A 19,393-nucleotide genomic window follows, 5' to 3' on the forward strand; every position below is an offset into this window, starting at 1 on the left:
GCTCGGAGATGTGTATAAGAGACAGTCGGTCGGGTCTGCGGTCAGCACCTCAGCAGTGGTTCCGTACCGCCGCTGCAGTTCCTCCGCCGTGGCCTGCAGCCGCGCCGTGTCGCGGGCAACGAGCACAAGGTTGTTGCCCTGTTCGGCCAGCTGGCGGGCAAATTCGGCGCCCAGTCCCGCGGTGGCGCCGGTGACGAGGGCTGTGGGTCTGGCGGTGTTCGGCGTCATGCCCACAGCCTAGCTGCCCCGGCCGGTGAAGTGGCGCCGGCGTCAGGCGAATCTGGCCAGCGGATTCGTGAGCCTGCCTGCCTTCTGCAGGCCTCCGGACGGGTCAGCCAGGTCGAGCATCTGCTGGTTGTTCCGCAGCTGCAGCCGGTTCAGGCAGGACAGCTCGAAATCCGGCGCGAACAGGTCGTGGCGGGCGAACTGGTCTGCGAGTTCCGGGTGCCCGGCCTGGTAGTCGCGGATGGCTGCGGCTGCGGTGTGCCAGAACTCCCCGCCGCTGAGCACGCCGTCTTCCTCCAGGAGCGCGGCGAGGAAGCGGAAGATGCAGTCGAACACATCGGTGAAGATGGACAGGACCTTGTCGCCGTCGGGAATGTCCACCCGGATCCGGGAAACAGCCTCGGGAAGGTCGAGCCTGTCCCCCATCACCACGATCTCCTCGGCGATGTCCTTCATGACGGCACGGACCGGAACGCCGTCCTCGAGGACCAGGATCACGTTCTCGCCGTGGGGCATGAACGCCAGTTCGTAGCGGTACAGGCAGTGCACCAGCGGCACGAGGTACGCCTCGAAGTACTGCCGCAGCCACGCTCCCGGTTCCAGCCCGGACCGCTCGATCAGGGCAGACACCATCGGTTTGCCCGCGGCGTCGACGTGCAGGAGCGAGGCCATGGTGGCCAGCTGCTGCCCCTCCTTCAGGAGCGGCAGCGGGCTTTCCCGCCACAGCGCAGACAGCATCTTGCGGTACGGTGAGCCCTTCGCCGCGGCTGCCTCGTAGTAGCCGTTGTGGTAGCCAATCGCCGCCACTTCACGGATCATGGCCAGGCCCCGTCCCTGCAGGGCCGCGTCACCGGCGATCAGGTCCTGGAGCCAGTCGTTAATGGCCGGTGTTGCCTTCATGTACTGCGGCGACAGCCCGCGCATGAACCCCATGTTCAGGACGGACATGGCCGTCTTCACGTATGCCTTGTCAGGTTCCGTGGTGTTGAAGAACGTGCGGATGGACTGCTGCGCCTGGTAGCTGCCGGCCCCGGTTCCGAGGTGGACGATGTGCCGCTGGGCAATCTCGGCCGCGAACGTGACCGTCAGCTTGTTCTCCCACTGCCACGGGTGCACCGGCATCAGGAAGTACTTGGCGGGGTCGAGGCCAAGGGCGCCGAGTTCGGCGTCGAAAACGGCCACGGCGGCGGCCCCGAGTTCGGCTTCGAAGTGTGCGGCGTACCCCAGCCCCGCACTGGAGGTGAAAACCGCCTTGCTCCGGTGCACCGCGATCCATTCCAGCTGCACCGGGGCGCCTGCTTCGGGGGCGAAGGCACGGTAGTCTCCGAGGCCGAAGCCCAGCCGGCCGTTGTTGGCCACGAAGCACGGATGCCCCTCGGTCATGCTGCGTTCAATCGCCTGGAAGTCGGCGGCGGGGTCCGCTCCCCGGGTCACGCCGGCAGCCAGTTCGGCGGACGAGGGCTGGCCCATCCACTGCTTGAAAGCATGGCTGGAGAGCGTGCTGCTGATCTCCTCGAGGTAAACCGGCAGCATCTCCTGGCGGATGCCGAGGGTGCCGGAAAATTCGGTGATGAACCGCAGCGCATCCACCGGCGCGGTCTCCCCGTCGCGGCTGCAGGTGATGGAGGCGGCATCGACGGACCAGTGGTCCAGCTGCAGGACCCCGGCGGTGAAGCGGTACTCGGCCGCGCCGTCGTCGCTGCGGACCCGGTACGCATTGCTGCCGAGCGGTTCCGGGACGAGGATCCGCTCGTGCGAGAACTCCGCGAGCGCCTTGCGGACCAGGTGCCGGTTGGCCACGGCCCAGCGTTCGGGCGTCAGGTGGGGTGCCGCGTTGGCTGCGGTCAGGACGGATTCAAGTTCGGCGGTGGTCACAGTGCTGCTTCCTGGACTGATCGGTGCTTGGGTGTTGACGAACGGATTGCACGGGCGGACTCGAAGGACTCCCGCGTGCAAAAGCTCAGGAGGGCCTGCTTGTCCGGCAGGGCCACCTCGCCGGCGGGCTCAAAGCCCAGCCGCGCGTTGAGGACGTGGATCTTGGTGTTGCGGGCGTCCGGCTCCACCACCACACGGTCCACGCCGGGTTTTTGTAAGAGCCGGTCCAGGACCGCTTCCATGACGTCGGCCGTGTACCCGCTGCGCGGTGTGCCCTGTGGCGGGGCAACCAGCAGGTGCATGCCGATGTCGCCGGGCTGAACGGCATACACGCCGTTGAGCGGCGAGGACGCCGGCAGGTACTCCTCCATCAGGAAGGCGGGAACACCGTCGTCGCCGATCCCCAGCAGTGCGTGGTGGTGGCCGCTGGACTGGATCCTGGCATACTCCTCCACGACGTCCCCGACTGTGGCGTTCAGCATCCCCCAAAACGAGGCGTACGGACGGGTGACCCAGCCGTGCAGGAGCGGCGCGTCCTGCTGCGGATCGAGGCAGCGGAACATGAAACTCATGCGGGCACCTCCGCTGCGGCTGCCCCGGCGGATGCCATGGCTTCAGGAGCCGACGCCCCACTGGGAGCACCGAACTCCTGGAAAGCAATGCTGCGCTCCACCGGATACACCTCGCGGCCCAGGATCTCCCGGAGAATGCACGAATTCCGGTAGGCGGCCATGCCGAGGTCCGGCGTGACGAAGCCGTGGGTGTGGAGTTCGGCATTCTGCACAAAGATCTCCCCGGGCTCGACGCCGGTGCTGTAGTTGCGCTGCACCGCGAACCTGCCGGCGGGGTCCCGGGCAATGCGGTCCTGCACGCCGGCCAGGAAGGCCGGCTCACGGTAGGCGTAGCCGGTGGCGAGGACCACTGCTTCCGTCTCCAGCGAGTAGTCCGCCCCCTGCTCCCCGTGCGACAGTTCCAGCGTGTGGGACCCGGCAGAGGCGTCCCAGGCGGCACCGGTCACCGCCGAATGCGTGAGCAGCCGGGTGTCCACGATGCCGGAGAGGCTCTTGGTGTACAGCAGATCGTAGATCGCGTCGATGAGATCCGAGTTGATTCCCTTGTAAAGGTTCTTCTGGCTCCTGATGAGCGACTCGCGCCGCTCCTGCGGGAGGCCGTGGAAATAGTCGACGTATTCAGGTGATGTCATTTCCAGCGTGAGCTTGGTGTACTCCAGCGGGAAGAATCTGCCCGAGCGGGTGACCCAGTTGAGCTGGTACCCGCAGGTGTCGATGTCCTGCAGCAGTTCGTAGTAGATCTCCGCCGCGCTTTGCCCGCTGCCCACGATGGTGATGCTGCGCCGCTGCTGGAGCTCGCTTTTCCGGGCCAGGTAGTCAGCGTTGTGGAGGACTGTCCCGCCGGCCGCCAGAATCCCGCGGCAGGCGTCCGGAAGGTAGGGTGCCGTGCCGGTGCCGAGCACCAGCCGTCGCGCACGGAGCACCTCAGGCCCGGCCGGGCCGTTCACCGAAAGCGTGTATGCGCCGCCATCGTAGGTTACTTCGGTGACGTCCGTGCCGAACCGGACCGACGGCAGCTGGCCGGCGACCCACTGGCAGTACTGGTTGTATTCGGCCCGCAGCGGATAGAAGTTTTCGCGGATGTAGAAGCGGTAGAGCCGCCCGGTCTGCTTGAGGAAATTCAGGAATGAATACGGCGAGGCCGGATCCGCCAGGGTCACGAGGTCCGCCATGAACGGGACCTGCAGGTGCGCGGGCTCCAGCATCATGCCGGGGTGCCAGTCGAAGGACTCGCGGCGCTCCAGGAACACGCCCTCCAGCCCTTCGATCGGTTCGCTCAGCGCGGCGAGGCCAAGGTTGAAAGGCCCGACGCCGATGCCGGCAAAGTCGTACACGCGGCCGTTGTATGAGGTGCTCAAGTTCGGGGTGCTGGCTTTGGTGGTGCTCATGCGTGTGCTTCCGTCCGTGCTGTGTGACCGGCAGCGGCACCGGCGAGCAGGGTTTCGCCGGAGGTTCGAAGGAGGCTGACAATCTCGAGGATGTCTTCAAGCGTTGCCTCTGCGTTGAGCAGCGTGAACTTCAGGTAGTGCCGGCCGGACACCTTGGTGCCCGCCACGACGGCCTGGCCGGACGCGAACACGGCAGCGCGGATGGCCGGGTTCAGCTCATCGGCCGCGTCCTCGGAGAGCCGTGCGCCATCGGCCAAAACCGGCCGGTACCGGAACACTAGTGTGCTCAGTTGGGGCTCGGCCGCGAGCTCGAAGTCGTTGTCCGCGGCAAGTACGGTGCCCACCCGGGCTGCGAGGTCGATCGCCTCATCGAGCAGCGCGCCCACGGCGCCGGCGCCCATGATCCTGAGCGTCAGCCACAGCTTGAGGGCATCGAACCGGCGTGTGGTCTGGATGCTCTTGTCCACCTGGTTGGGGATCTCGGCGAGCGCCGCGGTTTCCGGGTTCAGGTAGTCGGCGTAGTAGGTGACGTGGCGCAGCATTGCGCCCTCGCGCACCAGCAGCGCGCTGGAGCTGACGGGCTGGAAGAAGGTTTTGTGGAAATCAACGGTGACGGAGTCCGCGAGCCGGATGCCGTCCAGGAGGTGGCGGTGGCGGTTGGAAACCATGAGCCCGCCGCCGTAAGCCGCATCGACGTGGAACCAGGCACCGTATGCTCCGGCCAGGGCGGCCAGGTCGGCCAGCGGATCCACGGCGCCGAAGTCCGTAGTCCCGGCCGTGCCTACCACCGCCATGGGAACCAGGCCCTCGCTGACGGCCGTGGCCAGCCCGCCCGCCAGGGCAGCCGGGTCCATCCGGTGGTCCGCGGCGCAGGCAACGGACACCACGGCGTCGAAGCCCAGCCCCAGCATCGAGGCCGACTTTTGGATGCTGAAGTGGCTGTCCGCCGAGGTGAAGATCCGCAGCTTCTCCAGCAGCAGCGGCAGGCGCAGCCCCTCGTTCCCCGGCTCCTGCCGGAGGCGGGCCACCGCGTGGTTGCGGGCGACGAGCAGCGCCTGCAGGTTGGACTGGCTGCCGCCGGACGTGAACACGCCGTCGGCCTGGTTTCCCAGCCCAAGCCGGGCGCCGGTCCAGTCGATGAGGCGGCGCTCGATCATGGTGGCGCCTGCACTCTGGTCCCAGGTGTCCATCGATGAATTGACGGCCGAGAGCACCGCTTCCCCCACGAGCGCGGGAATGACCACCGGGCAGTTCAGGTGGGCGGCGTACTTGGCGTCATGGAAGTACACCGCGTCGCGCAGGTAGGTGTGCTGCAGTTCCTCCAGCGCGGCAGCAGTATCCGGCAGAGGGCGTTCGAGGTCCACTGCCGCCACGCGGCGCTTCATCTCGGCCGGGCTGACCCCGGTGAACGGCTGCGAGGTGCGCTCGAGCTTGGTGGCCACGGCGTTGACGCCCTGCAGCACCTGGGCCACATAGCGCGGGGCGTTGCGGGTGTTGAACAGCTGGTTGCTGGCGGCGAGGGCCAGTTCCACGCCGGACCCGAAGTCCAGGCCGGAGGCATCCCGGCTGGCTGGGTTGGCGGCGCAGGTTCCAGGTCCGTCGTCGTAGTCCACGCGTGGTTCGTCCACGTCGGGCAGCAGCGTCATAGGGTCGTCCTTTTGGTCGGCGTGATGTGAGACCGGCACCAGCCACTGGCACCAAGCAAGGCAAGCCTTACTTAGGTGCGCCTTTTAGTCAAACTTTTATGCCCTAATTCCGGAAGCCTGCGGAATTCAGGCGTTTCTACGATGTCACTCTTGGTCATTGACTTTCCTGAGGACCCCGGACACCACATAATGTCCGCCCGCGACAGCAGCAGGCAGCGGGGGTAGAGTTCTGGCACAGTCATTTCTGGCCCAGCCAGTCCAGGCCCGGCACGCCTTCAGGCATGGCGCGTCGGCCGCACCAGGAAGCAGGGGGACATGTCCGGCAATGAACATGATCCGTTGAATTTTCGGGAAGTCGATTCGCAGGGAAACACCACGGGCTACGGCCGCGTGGCGCCGCCAGGTGGTTTTGCGCAAAAGGGTTACGGGCAAGCGGGTTCCGGGCAATCAGGCTTTGGGCAGCCGGGCGCCGCGCCGGAGCAGCGCGGTCTGCCGGAGCAGCAAGGTGCCGCGGCCTATGCGGAAGCCGACTACGGGCAGCGGAGCCGCCTGGCCGTAAACCCTTTCGTCGCGGCGCTGTGGGTAATCGTGGCGGTCCTGCTGGTGTCGCCGTTCGGGGTCTTCACGCTTGCGCAGGAAGCGCTGAACGCGGGCACCGAGCCACAGATCATGCCCGTGAGCTACATGTGGATCACGTTCGCGCCGCAAATCCTTTTCGCCGGGATCGCAGGACTGCTCGGCCTGCTGTTCTGGCATGCAGCGCAATGGCAACGGAACCGCGCAAAGCAGCCCCCGCCGTCGTAATCCCCCGCCCGGCACGAACGGCAAGTAGGCAAATCGCCAGGTACGCGAACGGCCAGTCAAGCCGCCGTGCTTACCCGGCGGTGACCCCGGTGGCCAGGGGGTCGGCACCGGGCTGCGTTTCCTGCGCCGGCTGTCCCGCCCGTCCTGGATCATCCAGGCGGCGGCGCCGGAGTTCGTCGGTGACCTGAAGGAACCAGAAGCGGGCGCCGAACGCAGGGCTGGGCGTGTCCAGATGCCGGAACAGCCCGTCCGCCAGGCGCACCAACGGCCCATCCGGCATCGCCGCGAGGGTTGCCGCCGGGTTCACGGCCACGTTCAGCGACCCGTCCAGGAGGCGGCACAGTTCCTCGTCCGTCATGGCGCCAACAGTCACGGCGCTGTCTGTCACGGCCTCGTCGGTCATCCCGCCGTCCCTGCCTTGAGCAACTTGAACAATATGGGCAAAGAGGCTGTTCCGAGGATGCCCGTGGTGACGCGCCGGGGATACTCCATCCGCACCGGCGCACGCAGTTTCTGATTCAAGGGTTCCCCACAAAAAAGAGAGTCCGAAGGCCAACTGCTTAGCCCAGCCCGATCGTACGGAATTGTCCCAGCGGCCACAAGTTTCCGCAGGTCAGCCGCGCCGTGCCGGAAGCGCCGTCAAGTGCCCATCAGTTTGGGGGCGGCCGCCTCAGGCCAGTCGATGCACTGCGTGTACACCTCGTGTTTGCGCAGGTAGCGGGCGGTAAACGGGCAATGCGGAATGATCCGTTTCCCCGAGGCCACAACATCATCGAGGGCAAAGTGGATGAGCACTTTGGCCAGGCCGTGGCCCTGGAACTGCTCGGCCGTCTCCGTGTGGATAAAATCCACGTGCCCGGGCTTGTCCATGAACTTGACCTCCACCGCCAGCTTCCCGCCCACGTGCAGTTCGTAGCGGTGGAGCGCATCGTTCCGGAACGTGGTGACGTCCGGGGTGAAATGGTCCTCGGTGGCTGCCGTGTTCTCCGTCATGGTTCGACATTGGCACTTAATGGCTGTGCTGGCAATGGCCGGCTGCCGCGCGCGGGAACACGCCCCAGCAACAGCACGGCCAGGGCAAAACAGGCGGCGCCGCCGCCGAGAAGTCCCAGCGTCAGGCCGTTGACGGCGGCGTCCGCCACCGGAACAAAAACGACGACGACGGCGGTCACCACAGCGCCCGGTGCCCGGCCCCGTGAGTGCATGGCCGGCGTCGGCCGTTCCTCAAGCCGCCCGAACACAAGCACTGCCGGCAGCAGGAGGATGGCCACCCCGAGGAAAACAAGCGGGCGCGACCACCACCACCCGGCTGTGCCGGAGGCGGGTTGGGGGAAGTCTGTCAGGAGCAGCAGCCCGGTCATCGCTGCCAGCAGCGGCAAGTGCCAGAGATAGACCGTCATGGCGCGGCGGCCGGCGACGGCCACCACCGCCCGGATCCAGCGCACGGCCGCGACCGCCGTCAGCAGGGGCCGGGAAAGCTGCAGCACCGCCGCCTGCCAGACGCCCAGCAGGAAGAGGCTGAGGTTGGGCGGATTCAGGTTCACCAGCATGTTGTCCCGGTACAGGCCCAGCATCACCAGGACGAGCATCAGCAGGTTGCTGGCCGCCACCAGCCCCAGCAGCTGCGACCTGCTCCACCGGTCAAACAGGCCGTCCGCCATAAAGAACCCGAGCTGCTGCACGGCGCACCACACAAACACCATGTTGATGTAGGCGAACGTCGGGAAGGCGCCGCGGAAGCAGTCCACCGCCACCACCAGCGCCACCAGCCCCAGGAGCGTCAGCCAGGGGGCACGCCGGTGCAGCCGGACCAGGAACGGAATGTTCAGCTGGGCCGCAAGGTAGGCCGCGAGGAACCACAGCGGCATGCCGGCCCCGCTGGCCAGCAGCTGCACCACCTGCGGATCAACCCCGGCCAGCAGCGCGCCCCACAGTCCGACGAACATTACGGCCAGCAGGGCTGCCGCCGGACGGACCAGGCGCAGCAGCCGGGACTGGACGAACTCGAAGCCGCTGCCGCCACGCGCCTGCATGCGCCGCCAGGACTGGGCACCGGTGATGCCGCCGGCCACGAAGAACAGCGGCATCACCATGAAGACCCAGATCACGGGCTCGAACCAGTCCTGCTCGGCCAGCGTGTTTTCGGTGGTGACGGTGCCGTCGGGGTGCAGCACGGGGCTGGTCATCATGCAGTGCCCCACCACCACGAGGGCGAGGCACACAAAGCGTGCGAGATCGATGGCCAGGTCCCGGACGGGCACGGCCACGTCCGCTCCCGCCCCCGGCTCCGTGGAATTCTTCATGGCGCCCCCACCACTGGAACTCGCTTACGTCGTTGTGCTTTCCATTGTGCGCCAACAACACGTGCGGGGCATGGAGTTTTTGTCCACTTATTGGCCTCTAAGGGCCCCCGAAGTCACGATACGTGGACAAAAACTCCGGACCGACGGCGGGAACCCTTGGACCACCGCCGGGTCAGCGGCTGAGGATCGCCAGGGTGCCCGCACTGAAGTCCTTCGCGGCCGTGTTCCACCGGGCCAGGAGCCCCTGCAGGTTTTCGCCGTCGGCACGGTGCGCGGGAAGCTGTTCCTCGAGTGTGGCCAGGACACCGGTTCGCAGTTCGGTGTTGAAGTTGACCTTGCCCACGTTCATGGCTGGGGCCTTGGCCAGCTCCTCCGCGGGAATGCCGGACGCGCCGTGAAGCACCAGCGGAATGTGGGTCCGCACGGCAATATCCTGCAGGACGTCCCAGCGGAGCCGGGGCTCACCCTTGTACTTTCCGTGCACGTTGCCCACGGCCACCGCGAGCAGCTGCGCGCCAGTCCGCGCCACGAAATCCTCCACCTGGGCGGAGTCGGTGAGGCCTGCAACCTCGTTGCCGGCGGCATCCCCTTCTCCGCCAAAGGCCCTGTCCTCGTCGCCGGCCAGGCCGCCGAGCTCGGCCTCCAGAACCACGCCGCCGTGCCCCTCGGCCTCAAGGGCGGAGCGCACCGCAGACACCAGGGCGATGTTCTCTTCGTAGGGCAGTGCCGAGCCGTCCGCCAGGACGGAGTCTGCCCCGGCCGACACAGCGGCCGTGATGACGTCAATATCGGAGGCATGGTCGAGCTGCACGGCGACGGGTACCGAGGCGGCGTCGGCCAGGCCCCTGAGAGCTGAGATGAGCCGCAGTCCGTTGGCCGTGGCCGCGGTCTTGGGTGCCACGAGCAGGATGACGCCGCGCTGCGCTTCCTCCGCGGCGCCCACCACCGCCAGGGCCGTGGTGAAGTCGTAACACGTGAACGCCGGCACGGCCGAGCCCTGCTTGAGGGCACCGATTACCAGCTCGTCGAGTTGCGCCCGCATCAGCCTTCCCCGCCGGTGCGCTTGGTGGGGGCAACCACCTTGATGACGGCGGAATCGTCAGCGGCGGCCAGCCCGTGGGCCTGGCCCAGCAGGTACAGCTGCTCCGCTGCGGCGGCAACCGGAGTGGCCAGGCCCGCGCTGCGGGTGGCCTTCCCGACGATGCCCATGTCCTTGACGAAGATGTCCAGTCGGCTGAGGACCTCGGCGCCCTCCTCGGAATAGGCTTCGAGGATGCGCGGGCCGCGGTTGGACAGCATGAAGGAGCCTGCGGCACCGGCCTCGAGGGCGGCCAGGGTCTTGGCCTGGTCCAGGCCGAGGGCGTCGGCCAGCGCCATGGCCTCGGCGGCCGCCGCGATGTGGATGCCGCACAGCAGCTGGTTGACGGTCTTCAGCGCCTGCCCGTCACCGGGCTTGTCACCGACGACGGTCAGCGTGGAGGCGAGCAGTTCGAGTACCGGCCGCGCCGACTCGAGCGCTGCCGGCTCGGCTCCGACGACGATCAGCAGGTCGCCTTCGCCGGCGCGCTTCGGGCCTCCCGACAGCGGGGCGTCGACGAGCCCGACGCCGTACTCGGCCAGACGCGCCACGGTGGACGGGATGGCCTCTGTGCCCACGGTGCTGGTCAGGATGACGACGGCGCCCGGCTTCAGTACCGTGGCCACGCCGTTCCCGCCGAACAGGACGTCGTCGAGCTGTTCGCTGTTGCGCACGGCGAGCAGCAGCGCGTCGGTGTCCTGGGCGGCGTCACGCGCCGAGGCGAAGGTCTTCACCCCGGCTTCTTCGGCGAGGCGCAGGCGCGGCTCGGCAATGTCGAACCCGTGGACAGTCAGCTGGCTGGCGAGGCGGGAGGCCATGGGCAGGCCCATGGCCCCCAGGCCGAGGACGGTGACTTTGTAATTCGAGGTCATGTTATTTCTTCCTTAGAAGGTGGTGCTGAGTTTGCTGGTGACCTGGGCGAGCGACTCGTCATCGCCCACGTTGCCGGCGAAAACGGTGTACGGAATCCCCTTGGCCGGGCCGTCAACCGGCTCCCACAGGCTCACGATGCCGGGCAGCATTGGTCCCCGGACAATTGCGCGCCGGATCTCCAGCCCGTGCGCCGCAACATCGGAGGACGTGATGCCGCCCTTGGCGATGACGAACCGCGGCGGAAAGGTCTTCAGTGTCCGGTTCACCACGGCGACGACCGCGGCCGACACGGTGCGGGCAATCCGCAGGCTTTCGGCCGGGTCATCGGTCTTGATGAGCAGGCGGCTCGTGTGGACGATGACGTCGCCGTTGCGCAGCGCTTCCACGACCGTGCCCACGGTCTGGTCGAGGTAGGCGGGTGCGTCCTCGGTGAGGAGCTTTTCGACGTCGATCTCCACAATGCGCGCACTGCTGTGCCGGTCCGTGAGCACCTTGAGCTGCCGGGTGGTGACGCCCACGTGGGAGCCGACGACAATGAGGCCGCCGGCTTCGGACGGAGTGTTGCCCGCGTAGGCTTCCTCGCCGCTGAGCTCAGGCCTGATGTCCTGGCCGATCCTGGCGCGCATGAACGGCGGGCCAACCCGGTATAGCAGCTTCTTACCGCGCCGCTCGGCCTCTTCCAGTCCCAGGGCGAGGGCGCGCATGTCGTTTTCGGTCACGATGTCCACCACGATGGGAGTGGACGCCGTGGCCGGTTCGATCGCGTCGGCGATCGCCTTGGCCGAAACCTCAGCCTGCCCCGTGGCGGAACCGGCGCGGATGATGTTCAGGTCCAGCACAATGACAGAGTCAGCGGCGAAGCGTCCCTGCGACTTCTCTTCCACGTACTTCGCCATCTCGGAGTTGGCGAAGCCGAAGGTGGCATCCTTGGCGAATTCCGTCTCGGCCACGGGGGTCAGCCCGCCGGCCTCCGGTCCGCGGGTGTAGTGCACGCCGCCGATGGTGACGCGGCCGGCGTCGGGGAATGCGGGGACCATCACGACGCCGTCAGTGGCCTCGCCGCTTTCGGCCGCCACGGTGGCGGCAATGACGTCGGGCTCCAGGGGGAAGTGTCCCCGCAGGGTCGAATCGCTGCGGCTCACGAAGCCCAGGCGCACCTCCCCCTCCCCGTCGCGGGCCGCGGCCAGGGCGTTGCGGACCACTTCTTCGTTGCGGGCGGCGGCCTCTTCCGGGTCGAGGCTGCGGGTGTTGGTCAGCACGTATACAGCGGGCTTACCCTGATGGAGAGCCCACTGGAAGTCCTCGATTTCCCAGCGGGTGAGCACCGGAAGGTCGGCCACGGACTGCGTTCCCGTGGGGTCGTCGTCGAGCACCACGAGGACGCGCGGTGAGGTGGCTGCGGTGGCCGCCACGGCGTCGGCGACCTGCCGGGCAGGGATCTGGAGTTCGGCGGGGAAGGCGGCCAGAACGTCGGATTCGAGGGGCACTGTGCACTCCGTTGTGTCGGAACAATCATTGGCAGGGCTTGTCAGATGTCAGACATCTGGCGTTTGATGCTAGTGTGGCATAACGCACAGCCCGTGCGCAAGTACACTTTTGAGACACCACCGGCTGTAAAGGCCGCTCACGCTGAACGGAAGAAATGGCACGCAAATCATTGGTGGGCGTCGTCGCCGACGAACTCCTTGACCGCATCATCTCCGGCGAATTTCCCCCCGGCAGCAGCGTGCCTGGGGAACTGGAACTCAGCGCACGGCATGACGTCAGCCGCATGACTGTGCGGGAAGCAATGAAAACCCTCGAGGCACAGCGCATCCTGAGCGTGGAGCGCGGCCGCGGCACGTTCGTGAATCCGCTGAACCGCTGGTCATCGCTCGAGGCAGTGCTGCGGGCAGCTTCGGAGGGGCAGGACGGCGCAGCCGCCGCGGTCCAGCTCATTGAACTGCGGCGGATGCTCGAAACCGGAGCTTGCGAGCTGGCCGCCCAGCGTATCACCGACGCCGAGCTGGATGGCCTGCGGCAGTGCGTTGCGGACATGCGAAAGGCGCACGAGGCCAACGATGTGGCGAGTTTTGTCGACGCCGATCTTGCCTTCCACGACCAGATTCTGCACGCGTCCGAGAACGTGTTCGTGTCTGTCCTCTTCGAGCCGCTGCACCGCGTTCTCGAAAAGGGCCGGACCGAGACCTCGAAGGTCCCGGACATCCAGGAGCACGCCATCGGACACCACCAGAACATTTACGACGCCCTGGCGGCCCGCGACCCGCAGCGGGCCCGCAATGCCATGGACGCCCACATGCAGCAGACGCTCGACGACCTCAGAAGCTACGTGCTGGAAGCCTAGTCCCGGGGCGCCCCGTCCGATACTCTGCAGGAACGGCCCGCAGCCGGGTATCGATGGCGACCATGAGGAGCGAGATGTCTAACAACACCTACAGCATTTCTGAAATTGTCGGAACCTCAACGGAAGGCGTCGACGCGGCCGTCCGCAACGGGATAGCCGACGCCGCCAAGACCCTGCGGAACCTGGACTGGTTCGAAGTCAAGGAGATCCGCGGCCACCTCGACAACGGGCAGGTGGCCGACTGGCAGGTCACCCTCAAGCTCGGGTTCCGCCTGGAACGGGAGTAAAACGGGCACAGCACCACGGAAACCACTGATGCGGCGCCGGCTGTTCGCCAGCCGGCGCCGCATCACACGTTTAATTCCTGCCAAGGTTTACATTTTGGCCTGGGATTAGGCCTGGCCCGCCGCACTCCGGCGCCACACTGTGGGGGTCCCGCGGAATGCGGGAAACACCTGGCCTTCAAAGAAGGCCTGTGCCTCGTCCGGCGAGTCGGCGGGGGTCCACAGTCCCGACGCCGGGCAGTGGGTTCCGGTGGAAGCGGACGGCGTCTGGCGTTCCCGAAGCAGTGCGATGCGTTTCATCGTTGAAGGTCATCCTTGGTTTTGTGGGCTGGAGAAGTTCTCCCCTAAGGCTAGGAAACGCGGCGGGCAGGCCCAATGGACGAATGGATAAAATACTGCCCCCGCGCTGGGCACAGGTACAGCAGGCGCTATGGATGGATGCCGCTTCCGGCCTGCTCCGGTGAGCCGGGGCTGGAAGTGCCCTCCGCCGTCGGGTTTTCCTCCGCGTTCCTGCCGCCCGGGCGCACGGGGTCCGCGTTGAGGCTGCCCAGCAGCGCCAGTGCATCCGCCGACGGCGAGCCGGGCCTGGCCGAATAGATGCGCACCGTTTGATCGGCATCGTCCGGAAGCACCATGTTTTCGAAGTCCAGTTCAAGATCACCTACCTCGGGGTGGTGGAGGCGCACGGTGCCCGCGGAACGGCTGGCCACCCGATGACCGGCCCACCATTGGCGGAAGTGCTCGCTGCAGACCGCAAGTTCCCCGACGAGCTGGTTGGCCTGCGCATCATTGGGGTGCCGTCCGACGTCGAGCCGGAGGGCGCCCGCCGCCTCGGCCGCCACGGTGTTCCATTCGCGGAAGAGCTCCCTTGCGCGGGGATCCAGGATCAGCCACCGGGTCAGGTTCCGCTCCCCCGGCGACATTTGCGGGAAGTCCGCAAACAGCAGGAAGGCCATCCGGTTGCCGGCGAGGACGTCCATCCGGCGTCCGAGGACCAGCGCGGGCACATCGCCCACGGCATCCAGGAGTTGCCGAAGCCCGGGCCGGATCGTCTGGACGGGCACGGGTGACCGGGTTGACTCCGCACAGTGCCGCAGGAGGTTCATCATGTGGGCCTGCTCGCCGGCATCGAGCCTGAGGCCCCGCGCCAGGGAATCCAGAACGGCCCGCGACGCGTGGATGTTCCGGCCCTGCTCGAGCCGTGTGTAGTAGTCCGTGCTGATATCCGCCAGCCGGGCCGCCTCTTCCCGCCGCAGCCCGGGCACGCGCCGGGCGCCGGCGCCCTCAGCGATGCCGACGTCCTCCGGTTTTAGCCGGGAACGCATTGCTTTGAGGAACTTGCCGAACTCGGCGCTCTGACCCATGGGCTCCATTGTGCCTGCCCCAAGGGCACAGTTTCTACAACGATGGTAGGACTGGCAATCCTAGGAAAAACAGGGAGAGCCACAGCTGCTGACTCCCGGGTCCGGGATGCATAAGCTCGGAAGCAAATCAGCACGGGTCAGCAACCCGGACCATCAAGGAGAAGACATGTCGCAGACTTCAGAGTCCAACGTTCACGCCACGGAAACCGGTTCGGCACCCCAGGGCCTTGAGATCCCGCAGATCGTCCTTAACAACGGCGTTCCCGTTCCGCAGCTGGGATTCGGCGTTTTCCAGGTACCGCCGGAGGAGACGCAGCGCATTGTTGAGGACGCCCTGGAAGCGGGCTACCGCCATATCGACACCGCGGCGGCCTACCGGAACGAGGCCGGGGTGGGAGCCGCCATTGCCGCATCCGGCATCCCGCGTGAGGAACTCTTCATCACCACGAAGCTGCGCAACGGCGACCAGGCCCACGCCCTGGAGGCGTTCGAGAACAGCCGGAAAGCCCTGGGTTTGGATTTCGTGGACCTCTACCTGATCCACTGGCCCGTGCCCTCCCAGGGACTCTACACGGAAGCCTGGAAAGCGCTGGAAGAGATCCACGCCAGCGGCCAGTCCCGGGCAATAGGCGTCTCCAACTTCCTGGACGAGCACCTCGATGCGGTCCTGGCCGAGGCTGACGTCGTCCCGGCAGTGAACCAGTTCGAGCTCCACCCGACCTTCCAGCAGGCCCCGCTGGCGGCCAAGAGCCGCTCCCACGGAATTGCCGTCGAGGCCTACAGCCCGCTGGGCCAGGGCGCAGACCTGGACGCACCTGCGGTCACCGGCCTCGCCAGGGACCACGGAGCCACACCCGCGCAGATCGTTCTCGCCTGGCACCTCGCCACCGGCAACATCGTCATTCCCAAATCGGCCGACTCGGCGCGGATGCGGGAAAACCTGGCGGCAGCGGCAATCCGGCTGACTGCCGCGGAGGTGGAATCGATCAACGCGCTTGAGGCGGGATCGCGCATTGGTGCTGACCCCGCCGTCGCCGCCTTCTCGCAGCTCTAGCCGCTTCCCGGCTTCGCCAACCTCTTTCCCGGCTCCAGCGAAAGGACGAACCACCCATGGAGTACACGCATCTGGGCCGTTCTGGCCTCAAGGTTTCCCGGCTCTGCCTCGGCACCATGAACTTCGGCCCGCAGACGGAGGAATCCGACGCGCACGCGATTATGGACTCCGCCCAGGGTTCCGGCATCAATTTCTTCGACACAGCCAATGTCTACGGCGGAACTGACCACCGCGGCTGGACGGAAGAAATCATTGGCCGCTGGTTCGCGAAGGGAGGCGAGCGCCGGGAACGCACCGTGCTGGCCACCAAGCTCTACGGCACCATGACGGACCGCCCGAATGAGTCCAAGCTGTCCGCGCTGAACATCCGGCGCGCCCTGGACGCCAGCCTCAAACGCCTCCAGACCGATTACATCGACGTCTACCAGTTCCACCACGTGGACCGGAACACGCCGTGGGACGAGATCTGGCAGGCCGTCGAGGTGGCCGTCCAGCAGGGCAAGATCCTGTACTCAGGCAGCAGCAATTTCGCTGGCTGGCACCTCGCCCAGGCGCAGGAGGCCGCCGCCCGCCGCCACTACACGGGCCTCGTCAGCGAGCAGTCAATCTACAACCTGCTGACACGGAACATCGAGCTGGAAGTCATTCCCGCGGCCCGGCAGTACGGGATCGGGATCATTCCCTGGTCCCCGCTGCACGGAGGGCTTCTGGGCGGTGTGCTCAAAAAGGAGCACGACGGCGTCCGCCGCCTGGCGGGGCGGGCGGCGGAGACGCTGGAAAAACACCGCGATCAGATCATGGCTTACGAGGACTTCGCCGAGGAACTCGGCCATGAACCCGGGGACATCGCGCTCGCGTGGCTGCTTCGGCAGCCCGCGGTGACTGCCCCCATCGTCGGGCCGCGCACGCAGGAACAGCTCGACGCCGCCCTCCGGGCTGTGGACGTGACACTGGACGATGATGCGCTCAAGCGGCTGGACGGCATTTTTCCGGGCCACCGAACCGCTCCCGAAGACTACGCCTGGTGACCGGGCGGCCGCCTGCCTATTTGGCCGGCGGCCGCTTGGGATCCTCCAAAGCGGGCTCGTCCGGCTCTCCCTCCCGGCCGGCGGGCGGTCCCGGACTGTCCTGGGGAGGAATTGCGGGTTCCTCCTGGGGCGGATCCTCATTGGGGTCAAACGGGAAGCCCTTTGGTGAAGTGTCCTCAGGCTGGTCCGCTGGGTTGTTCTCCGGGTCGGCGGGCGTTTCACTCATGGTCTGGATCCTCTGCTGTCTCGGAGTAGCTGCTGGGAGGAGGGACGGGGCCCTTGTTCCGGCCCGCTCCAAGCTTTACCAGCGGGAGCCGCGGTTAGTCCAGAGTCAACGGAAGCCCGTCAGTTCACGAGCTCAGTGCTGGAGTGGCGGCCGGTGCACTGACGGTGCCATTGCTCCAGTTCGACGATGTCCCGGCCAAACGAGGCTGCCAGCGCCACCAGCGCGAAGGCGGCGGCGGCCATGCCGATTCCAACGGGTATGCCGGGTGCCAGTGCCAGCAGCAGCGCGAACGGCTGGAAGGCCCCGATGATCTTGCGCAGCCTCTTAACGGGCAGCGTCCGCTTGAGTTCAGGCCGGAACCATCCGGCGGCGACGAACGCGTACCACATGAGCCCGATCGCCAGAACCCACGGACCGACGCGGGGTACCGCCGCGCAGGAGAGCACGAGGACCAGCGCGGCATCGGTCTGGACATCCAGCCGGCCTCCCGCAGGGCTCGCGCACGCCAGCCGCCGCGCAACGACCCCGTCCACCGCGTCAAGAACGAAGGCGGCGCCGCCCAGTGCCACCACCGGAATGCCGGGAACAGTTCCGGCAAACAGCGCCGGAACCGTTGCCGCCGCGCAGCATGCCACCAGGACGGCCCGAACCAGGGTTACCCGGTCCGCTGCCGTGGTCAGCCGGGGCTTGCGGTTGAAGATGGAGGCCGCTGCGTTTCCCAGCACGGCTAGGCCGATGCCTATTGAGGCCAGGAAATAAGCTCCGTCAGCATGTGTAGCGGCCAGGATCCAGTTGCCGGACGCAAGGAAACCAGCCATGGCAACACCCACGTCCACCACAGCACGCCTAGCCAGCAAGACCTGCATACGCCTCCTTGCGCTCATCGTAACAACCGGCAGCCTGTAAGCATTCCCCGGCTGACCTCGGAAGATAGCAAACGGGTCTGGGCAAAAGGGTCTGGGCAAACGGCCCCCAATAAGAAAGACTCTTCCGCATGGCACAGGCACCACTCATCGAACTGAACGACGGCAACAGGATTCCCCAGATCGGCCTGGGCACCTGGCCGTTGAATGACCGGGAGGTGAGCGCCGCCGTCGTACGGGCTGCGGAGGCCGGGTACCGGCACATCGATACTGCCGTGCGCTACGGCAACGAGGCCGGCGTCGGAACCGGGATACGGGACAGCGGCCTGGACCGCAGCGAGTTTTTCATCACCACCAAACTGGACGGGGAATTCCAGGGCGGGGACCAGGCCGTCGCCGGCCTCGAAGGTTCCCTGAAACGCATGCATCTGGACTACGTGGACCTGCTGCTGATCCACTGGCCGCTCCCCCGGCGCGGGGAATTCATTTCCACCTGGAAGACCTTTGAGCGACTGCAGGCCGAAGGGAAAGTCCGCTCGATCGGCGTCTCGAACTTCAAGCCCGCCCACCTGGAACAGCTGATGTGGGAAACGGATGTTGTGCCGGCCGTCAACCAGATCCAGATCAACCCCTCGGTCACCCGCTCCGCCGATTGCGCGTACAACGAGCGGCACGGGATCGCCACGGAATCGTATAGCCCGCTAGGGGCAGGTTCCGGGCTGCTGTCCGCGCCCGTGCTGACCAGAATCGCCGGCAAACACGGCCGCACAGTGAGCCAGGTGGTGCTGCGCTGGCATGTCCAGCAGGGCCTGGTGGCCATCCCCAAATCCGCTGATCCCCAGCGGATGAAAGAGAACATCGGCGTCTTCGACTTCACCCTGGACGCCGAAGACCTGGCGGCCATCAGCACCCTTGATGAAGGCCCCGAGGCAGGTGTGAATTCGGATGTCCAGGGCCACTGACGGACGGCACCTGGCAGCACTCCCCCGCACCCGGCGGCGGGAAGGCGACTGGCAAAAAAATAGTAAGCATGATTAGTATTGAGCAGAAGGACGAAGCGTACCCGGCAACCCGGGTAACTCCTTTAGATGAAGAAGGAACGATAAAATGGGTTTTTTCGCATTTCTGATTCTTGGCCTCATTGCCGGAGCCATCGCTAAGGCCATCCTCCCCGGCCGGCAGGGCGGCGGCATTTTCATGACGCTTCTGCTCGGCGTGGTGGGCGCGATTCTTGGCGGGTTCATCGGCAGCGCACTCTTCAACGTGGGGATCAACGAGTTCTTCTCGCTGTCCACATGGCTGCTGGCGATCGGCGGCGCGCTGATCGTCCTGCTGGTCTACGGCATGATCACCAAGCGCACCGCACGCTAGGCGGAGCAGGCCCGAAACCGGCTCCGGGGAACCTCCCGGGGCCGGTTTCCCACCACCAGGCCCTACCGGGCCGAACCAAAATCGTACAGATCCCC

At 66.6% G+C, this 19,393-nt stretch carries 22 protein-coding genes; 7 read left to right on the top strand and 15 right to left on the bottom strand.

What is annotated here, in order from left to right:
• The 5 genes from ACFUTU_RS10295 to ACFUTU_RS10315 form a co-directional block, all read right to left on the bottom strand.
• Window positions 1-228 (bottom strand): SDR family NAD(P)-dependent oxidoreductase (locus ACFUTU_RS10295; protein WP_377963830.1); only part of this gene is annotated, 228 nt, incomplete at its 3' end.
• A gap of 42 nt (window positions 229-270) precedes the next feature.
• Window positions 271-2,100, bottom strand: coding sequence for an IucA/IucC family protein (locus ACFUTU_RS10300; protein ID WP_377963832.1), 1,830 nt, complete (start codon window positions 2,098-2,100; stop codon window positions 271-273).
• Window positions 2,097-2,672 (bottom strand): GNAT family N-acetyltransferase, encoded by a 576-nt coding sequence (locus ACFUTU_RS10305; protein WP_377963834.1) that lies wholly within the window; start codon window positions 2,670-2,672, stop codon window positions 2,097-2,099. The genes ACFUTU_RS10300 and ACFUTU_RS10305 overlap by 4 nt, the downstream gene beginning before the upstream one ends.
• Complete coding sequence (locus tag ACFUTU_RS10310; protein WP_377963965.1) at window positions 2,669-4,030, bottom strand: lysine N(6)-hydroxylase/L-ornithine N(5)-oxygenase family protein; 1,362 nt, start codon at window positions 4,028-4,030, stop codon at window positions 2,669-2,671. The genes ACFUTU_RS10305 and ACFUTU_RS10310 overlap by 4 nt, the downstream gene beginning before the upstream one ends.
• Window positions 4,031-4,056: 26 nt before the next feature.
• Window positions 4,057-5,706: a pyridoxal phosphate-dependent decarboxylase family protein gene (locus ACFUTU_RS10315; RefSeq protein WP_377963836.1), complete on the bottom strand. Its 1,650-nt coding sequence runs from the start codon at window positions 5,704-5,706 to the stop codon at window positions 4,057-4,059.
• A gap of 315 nt (window positions 5,707-6,021) precedes the next feature.
• Here ACFUTU_RS10315 and ACFUTU_RS10320 point away from each other — a divergent pair, with 315 nt between their 5' ends.
• A complete protein-coding gene (locus ACFUTU_RS10320) occupies window positions 6,022-6,510 on the top strand; it encodes a hypothetical protein (RefSeq protein ID WP_377963838.1) in 489 nt (162 codons plus the stop codon).
• 70 nt (window positions 6,511-6,580) lie between these two features.
• Here ACFUTU_RS10320 and ACFUTU_RS10325 read toward each other — a convergent pair whose 3' ends face one another.
• From ACFUTU_RS10325 to ACFUTU_RS10350, 6 genes are all read right to left on the bottom strand, one after another.
• Complete coding sequence (locus ACFUTU_RS10325) at window positions 6,581-6,913, bottom strand: hypothetical protein (protein ID WP_377963840.1); 333 nt, start codon at window positions 6,911-6,913, stop codon at window positions 6,581-6,583.
• Window positions 6,914-7,149: 236 nt separating this feature from the next.
• Window positions 7,150-7,503: a GNAT family N-acetyltransferase gene (locus tag ACFUTU_RS10330; protein WP_377963842.1), complete on the bottom strand. Its 354-nt coding sequence runs from the start codon at window positions 7,501-7,503 to the stop codon at window positions 7,150-7,152.
• A complete protein-coding gene (locus ACFUTU_RS10335) occupies window positions 7,500-8,813 on the bottom strand; it encodes an acyltransferase (RefSeq protein ID WP_377963844.1) in 1,314 nt (437 codons plus the stop codon). The genes ACFUTU_RS10330 and ACFUTU_RS10335 overlap by 4 nt, the downstream gene beginning before the upstream one ends.
• Window positions 8,814-8,985: 172 nt before the next feature.
• Window positions 8,986-9,855: a class II fructose-bisphosphate aldolase gene (locus ACFUTU_RS10340; RefSeq protein ID WP_377963846.1), complete on the bottom strand. Its 870-nt coding sequence runs from the start codon at window positions 9,853-9,855 to the stop codon at window positions 8,986-8,988.
• Complete coding sequence (locus tag ACFUTU_RS10345; RefSeq protein WP_377963848.1) at window positions 9,855-10,763, bottom strand: NAD(P)-dependent oxidoreductase; 909 nt, start codon at window positions 10,761-10,763, stop codon at window positions 9,855-9,857. Before ACFUTU_RS10345 ends, ACFUTU_RS10340 begins: the two co-directional genes overlap by 1 nt.
• Before the next feature lie 12 nt (window positions 10,764-10,775).
• Window positions 10,776-12,251 (bottom strand): four-carbon acid sugar kinase family protein, encoded by a 1,476-nt coding sequence (locus tag ACFUTU_RS10350; protein WP_377963850.1) that lies wholly within the window; start codon window positions 12,249-12,251, stop codon window positions 10,776-10,778.
• A 155-nt stretch (window positions 12,252-12,406) separates the two neighbouring features.
• Between ACFUTU_RS10350 and ACFUTU_RS10355 the strand changes: the two genes are divergently transcribed.
• The gene (locus ACFUTU_RS10355) at window positions 12,407-13,108 is read left to right on the top strand and encodes a FadR/GntR family transcriptional regulator (protein WP_377963852.1); all 702 of its coding nucleotides are present in this window, start codon (window positions 12,407-12,409) and stop codon (window positions 13,106-13,108) included.
• A gap of 74 nt (window positions 13,109-13,182) precedes the next feature.
• On the top strand, window positions 13,183-13,395 hold the full coding sequence (locus ACFUTU_RS10360; RefSeq protein WP_377963854.1) for a dodecin: 213 nt from the start codon (window positions 13,183-13,185) through the stop codon (window positions 13,393-13,395).
• A 105-nt stretch (window positions 13,396-13,500) separates the two neighbouring features.
• Here the strand turns inward: ACFUTU_RS10360 and ACFUTU_RS10365 are convergent, their stop codons facing one another.
• On the bottom strand, window positions 13,501-13,692 hold the full coding sequence (locus ACFUTU_RS10365; protein ID WP_377963856.1) for a hypothetical protein: 192 nt from the start codon (window positions 13,690-13,692) through the stop codon (window positions 13,501-13,503).
• 128 nt (window positions 13,693-13,820) lie between these two features.
• On the bottom strand, window positions 13,821-14,756 hold the full coding sequence (locus ACFUTU_RS10370; RefSeq protein WP_377963858.1) for a helix-turn-helix transcriptional regulator: 936 nt from the start codon (window positions 14,754-14,756) through the stop codon (window positions 13,821-13,823).
• A gap of 232 nt (window positions 14,757-14,988) precedes the next feature.
• Between ACFUTU_RS10370 and ACFUTU_RS10375 the strand changes: the two genes are divergently transcribed.
• A complete protein-coding gene (locus ACFUTU_RS10375; RefSeq protein WP_377963967.1) occupies window positions 14,989-15,810 on the top strand; it encodes an aldo/keto reductase in 822 nt (273 codons plus the stop codon).
• Window positions 15,811-15,866: 56 nt separating this feature from the next.
• The gene (locus tag ACFUTU_RS10380) at window positions 15,867-16,838 is read left to right on the top strand and encodes an aldo/keto reductase (RefSeq protein WP_377963860.1); all 972 of its coding nucleotides are present in this window, start codon (window positions 15,867-15,869) and stop codon (window positions 16,836-16,838) included.
• Between the two features lie 16 nt (window positions 16,839-16,854).
• Here the strand turns inward: ACFUTU_RS10380 and ACFUTU_RS10385 are convergent, their stop codons facing one another.
• The gene (locus tag ACFUTU_RS10385; protein WP_377963862.1) at window positions 16,855-17,064 is read right to left on the bottom strand and encodes a hypothetical protein; all 210 of its coding nucleotides are present in this window, start codon (window positions 17,062-17,064) and stop codon (window positions 16,855-16,857) included.
• Between the two features lie 119 nt (window positions 17,065-17,183).
• Window positions 17,184-17,930 (bottom strand): CDP-alcohol phosphatidyltransferase family protein, encoded by a 747-nt coding sequence (locus ACFUTU_RS10390; protein WP_377963864.1) that lies wholly within the window; start codon window positions 17,928-17,930, stop codon window positions 17,184-17,186.
• 128 nt (window positions 17,931-18,058) lie between these two features.
• Between ACFUTU_RS10390 and ACFUTU_RS10395 the strand changes: the two genes are divergently transcribed.
• Entirely contained in the window at window positions 18,059-18,889 is an 831-nt protein-coding gene (locus ACFUTU_RS10395) for an aldo/keto reductase (protein ID WP_377963866.1), read from the top strand.
• Window positions 18,890-19,034: 145 nt separating this feature from the next.
• A complete protein-coding gene (locus ACFUTU_RS10400; RefSeq protein WP_377963868.1) occupies window positions 19,035-19,298 on the top strand; it encodes a GlsB/YeaQ/YmgE family stress response membrane protein in 264 nt (87 codons plus the stop codon).
• Window positions 19,299-19,393 lie beyond the last annotated feature (95 nt).

This window comes from Arthrobacter sp. NPDC057388 (assembly GCF_042668165.1).
Lineage (GTDB): Bacteria > Actinomycetota > Actinomycetes > Actinomycetales > Micrococcaceae > Arthrobacter.

Bases quoted from the DNA above. Each gene is read 5' to 3' on its own strand.
- ACFUTU_RS10315 (WP_377963836.1), bottom strand. From the start codon at position 5,706: ATGACGCTGCTGCCCGACGTGGACGAACCACGCGTGGACTACGACGAC.
- ACFUTU_RS10380 (WP_377963860.1), top strand. From the start codon at position 15,867: ATGGAGTACACGCATCTGGGCCGTTCTGGCCTCAAGGTTTCCCGGCTC.
- ACFUTU_RS10360 (WP_377963854.1), top strand. From the start codon at position 13,183: ATGTCTAACAACACCTACAGCATTTCTGAAATTGTCGGAACCTCAACG.
- ACFUTU_RS10400 (WP_377963868.1), top strand. From the start codon at position 19,035: ATGGGTTTTTTCGCATTTCTGATTCTTGGCCTCATTGCCGGAGCCATC.
- ACFUTU_RS10390 (WP_377963864.1), bottom strand. From the start codon at position 17,930: ATGCAGGTCTTGCTGGCTAGGCGTGCTGTGGTGGACGTGGGTGTTGCC.
- ACFUTU_RS10370 (WP_377963858.1), bottom strand. From the start codon at position 14,756: ATGGGTCAGAGCGCCGAGTTCGGCAAGTTCCTCAAAGCAATGCGTTCC.
- ACFUTU_RS10325 (WP_377963840.1), bottom strand. From the start codon at position 6,913: ATGACCGACGAGGCCGTGACAGACAGCGCCGTGACTGTTGGCGCCATG.
- ACFUTU_RS10355 (WP_377963852.1), top strand. From the start codon at position 12,407: ATGGCACGCAAATCATTGGTGGGCGTCGTCGCCGACGAACTCCTTGAC.
- ACFUTU_RS10335 (WP_377963844.1), bottom strand. From the start codon at position 8,813: ATGAAGAATTCCACGGAGCCGGGGGCGGGAGCGGACGTGGCCGTGCCC.
- ACFUTU_RS10385 (WP_377963862.1), bottom strand. From the start codon at position 17,064: ATGAGTGAAACGCCCGCCGACCCGGAGAACAACCCAGCGGACCAGCCT.
- ACFUTU_RS10365 (WP_377963856.1), bottom strand. From the start codon at position 13,692: ATGAAACGCATCGCACTGCTTCGGGAACGCCAGACGCCGTCCGCTTCC.
- ACFUTU_RS10345 (WP_377963848.1), bottom strand. From the start codon at position 10,763: ATGACCTCGAATTACAAAGTCACCGTCCTCGGCCTGGGGGCCATGGGC.
- ACFUTU_RS10330 (WP_377963842.1), bottom strand. From the start codon at position 7,503: ATGACGGAGAACACGGCAGCCACCGAGGACCATTTCACCCCGGACGTC.
- ACFUTU_RS10395 (WP_377963866.1), top strand. From the start codon at position 18,059: ATGGCACAGGCACCACTCATCGAACTGAACGACGGCAACAGGATTCCC.
- ACFUTU_RS10320 (WP_377963838.1), top strand. From the start codon at position 6,022: ATGTCCGGCAATGAACATGATCCGTTGAATTTTCGGGAAGTCGATTCG.
- ACFUTU_RS10305 (WP_377963834.1), bottom strand. From the start codon at position 2,672: ATGAGTTTCATGTTCCGCTGCCTCGATCCGCAGCAGGACGCGCCGCTC.
- ACFUTU_RS10340 (WP_377963846.1), bottom strand. From the start codon at position 9,855: ATGCGGGCGCAACTCGACGAGCTGGTAATCGGTGCCCTCAAGCAGGGC.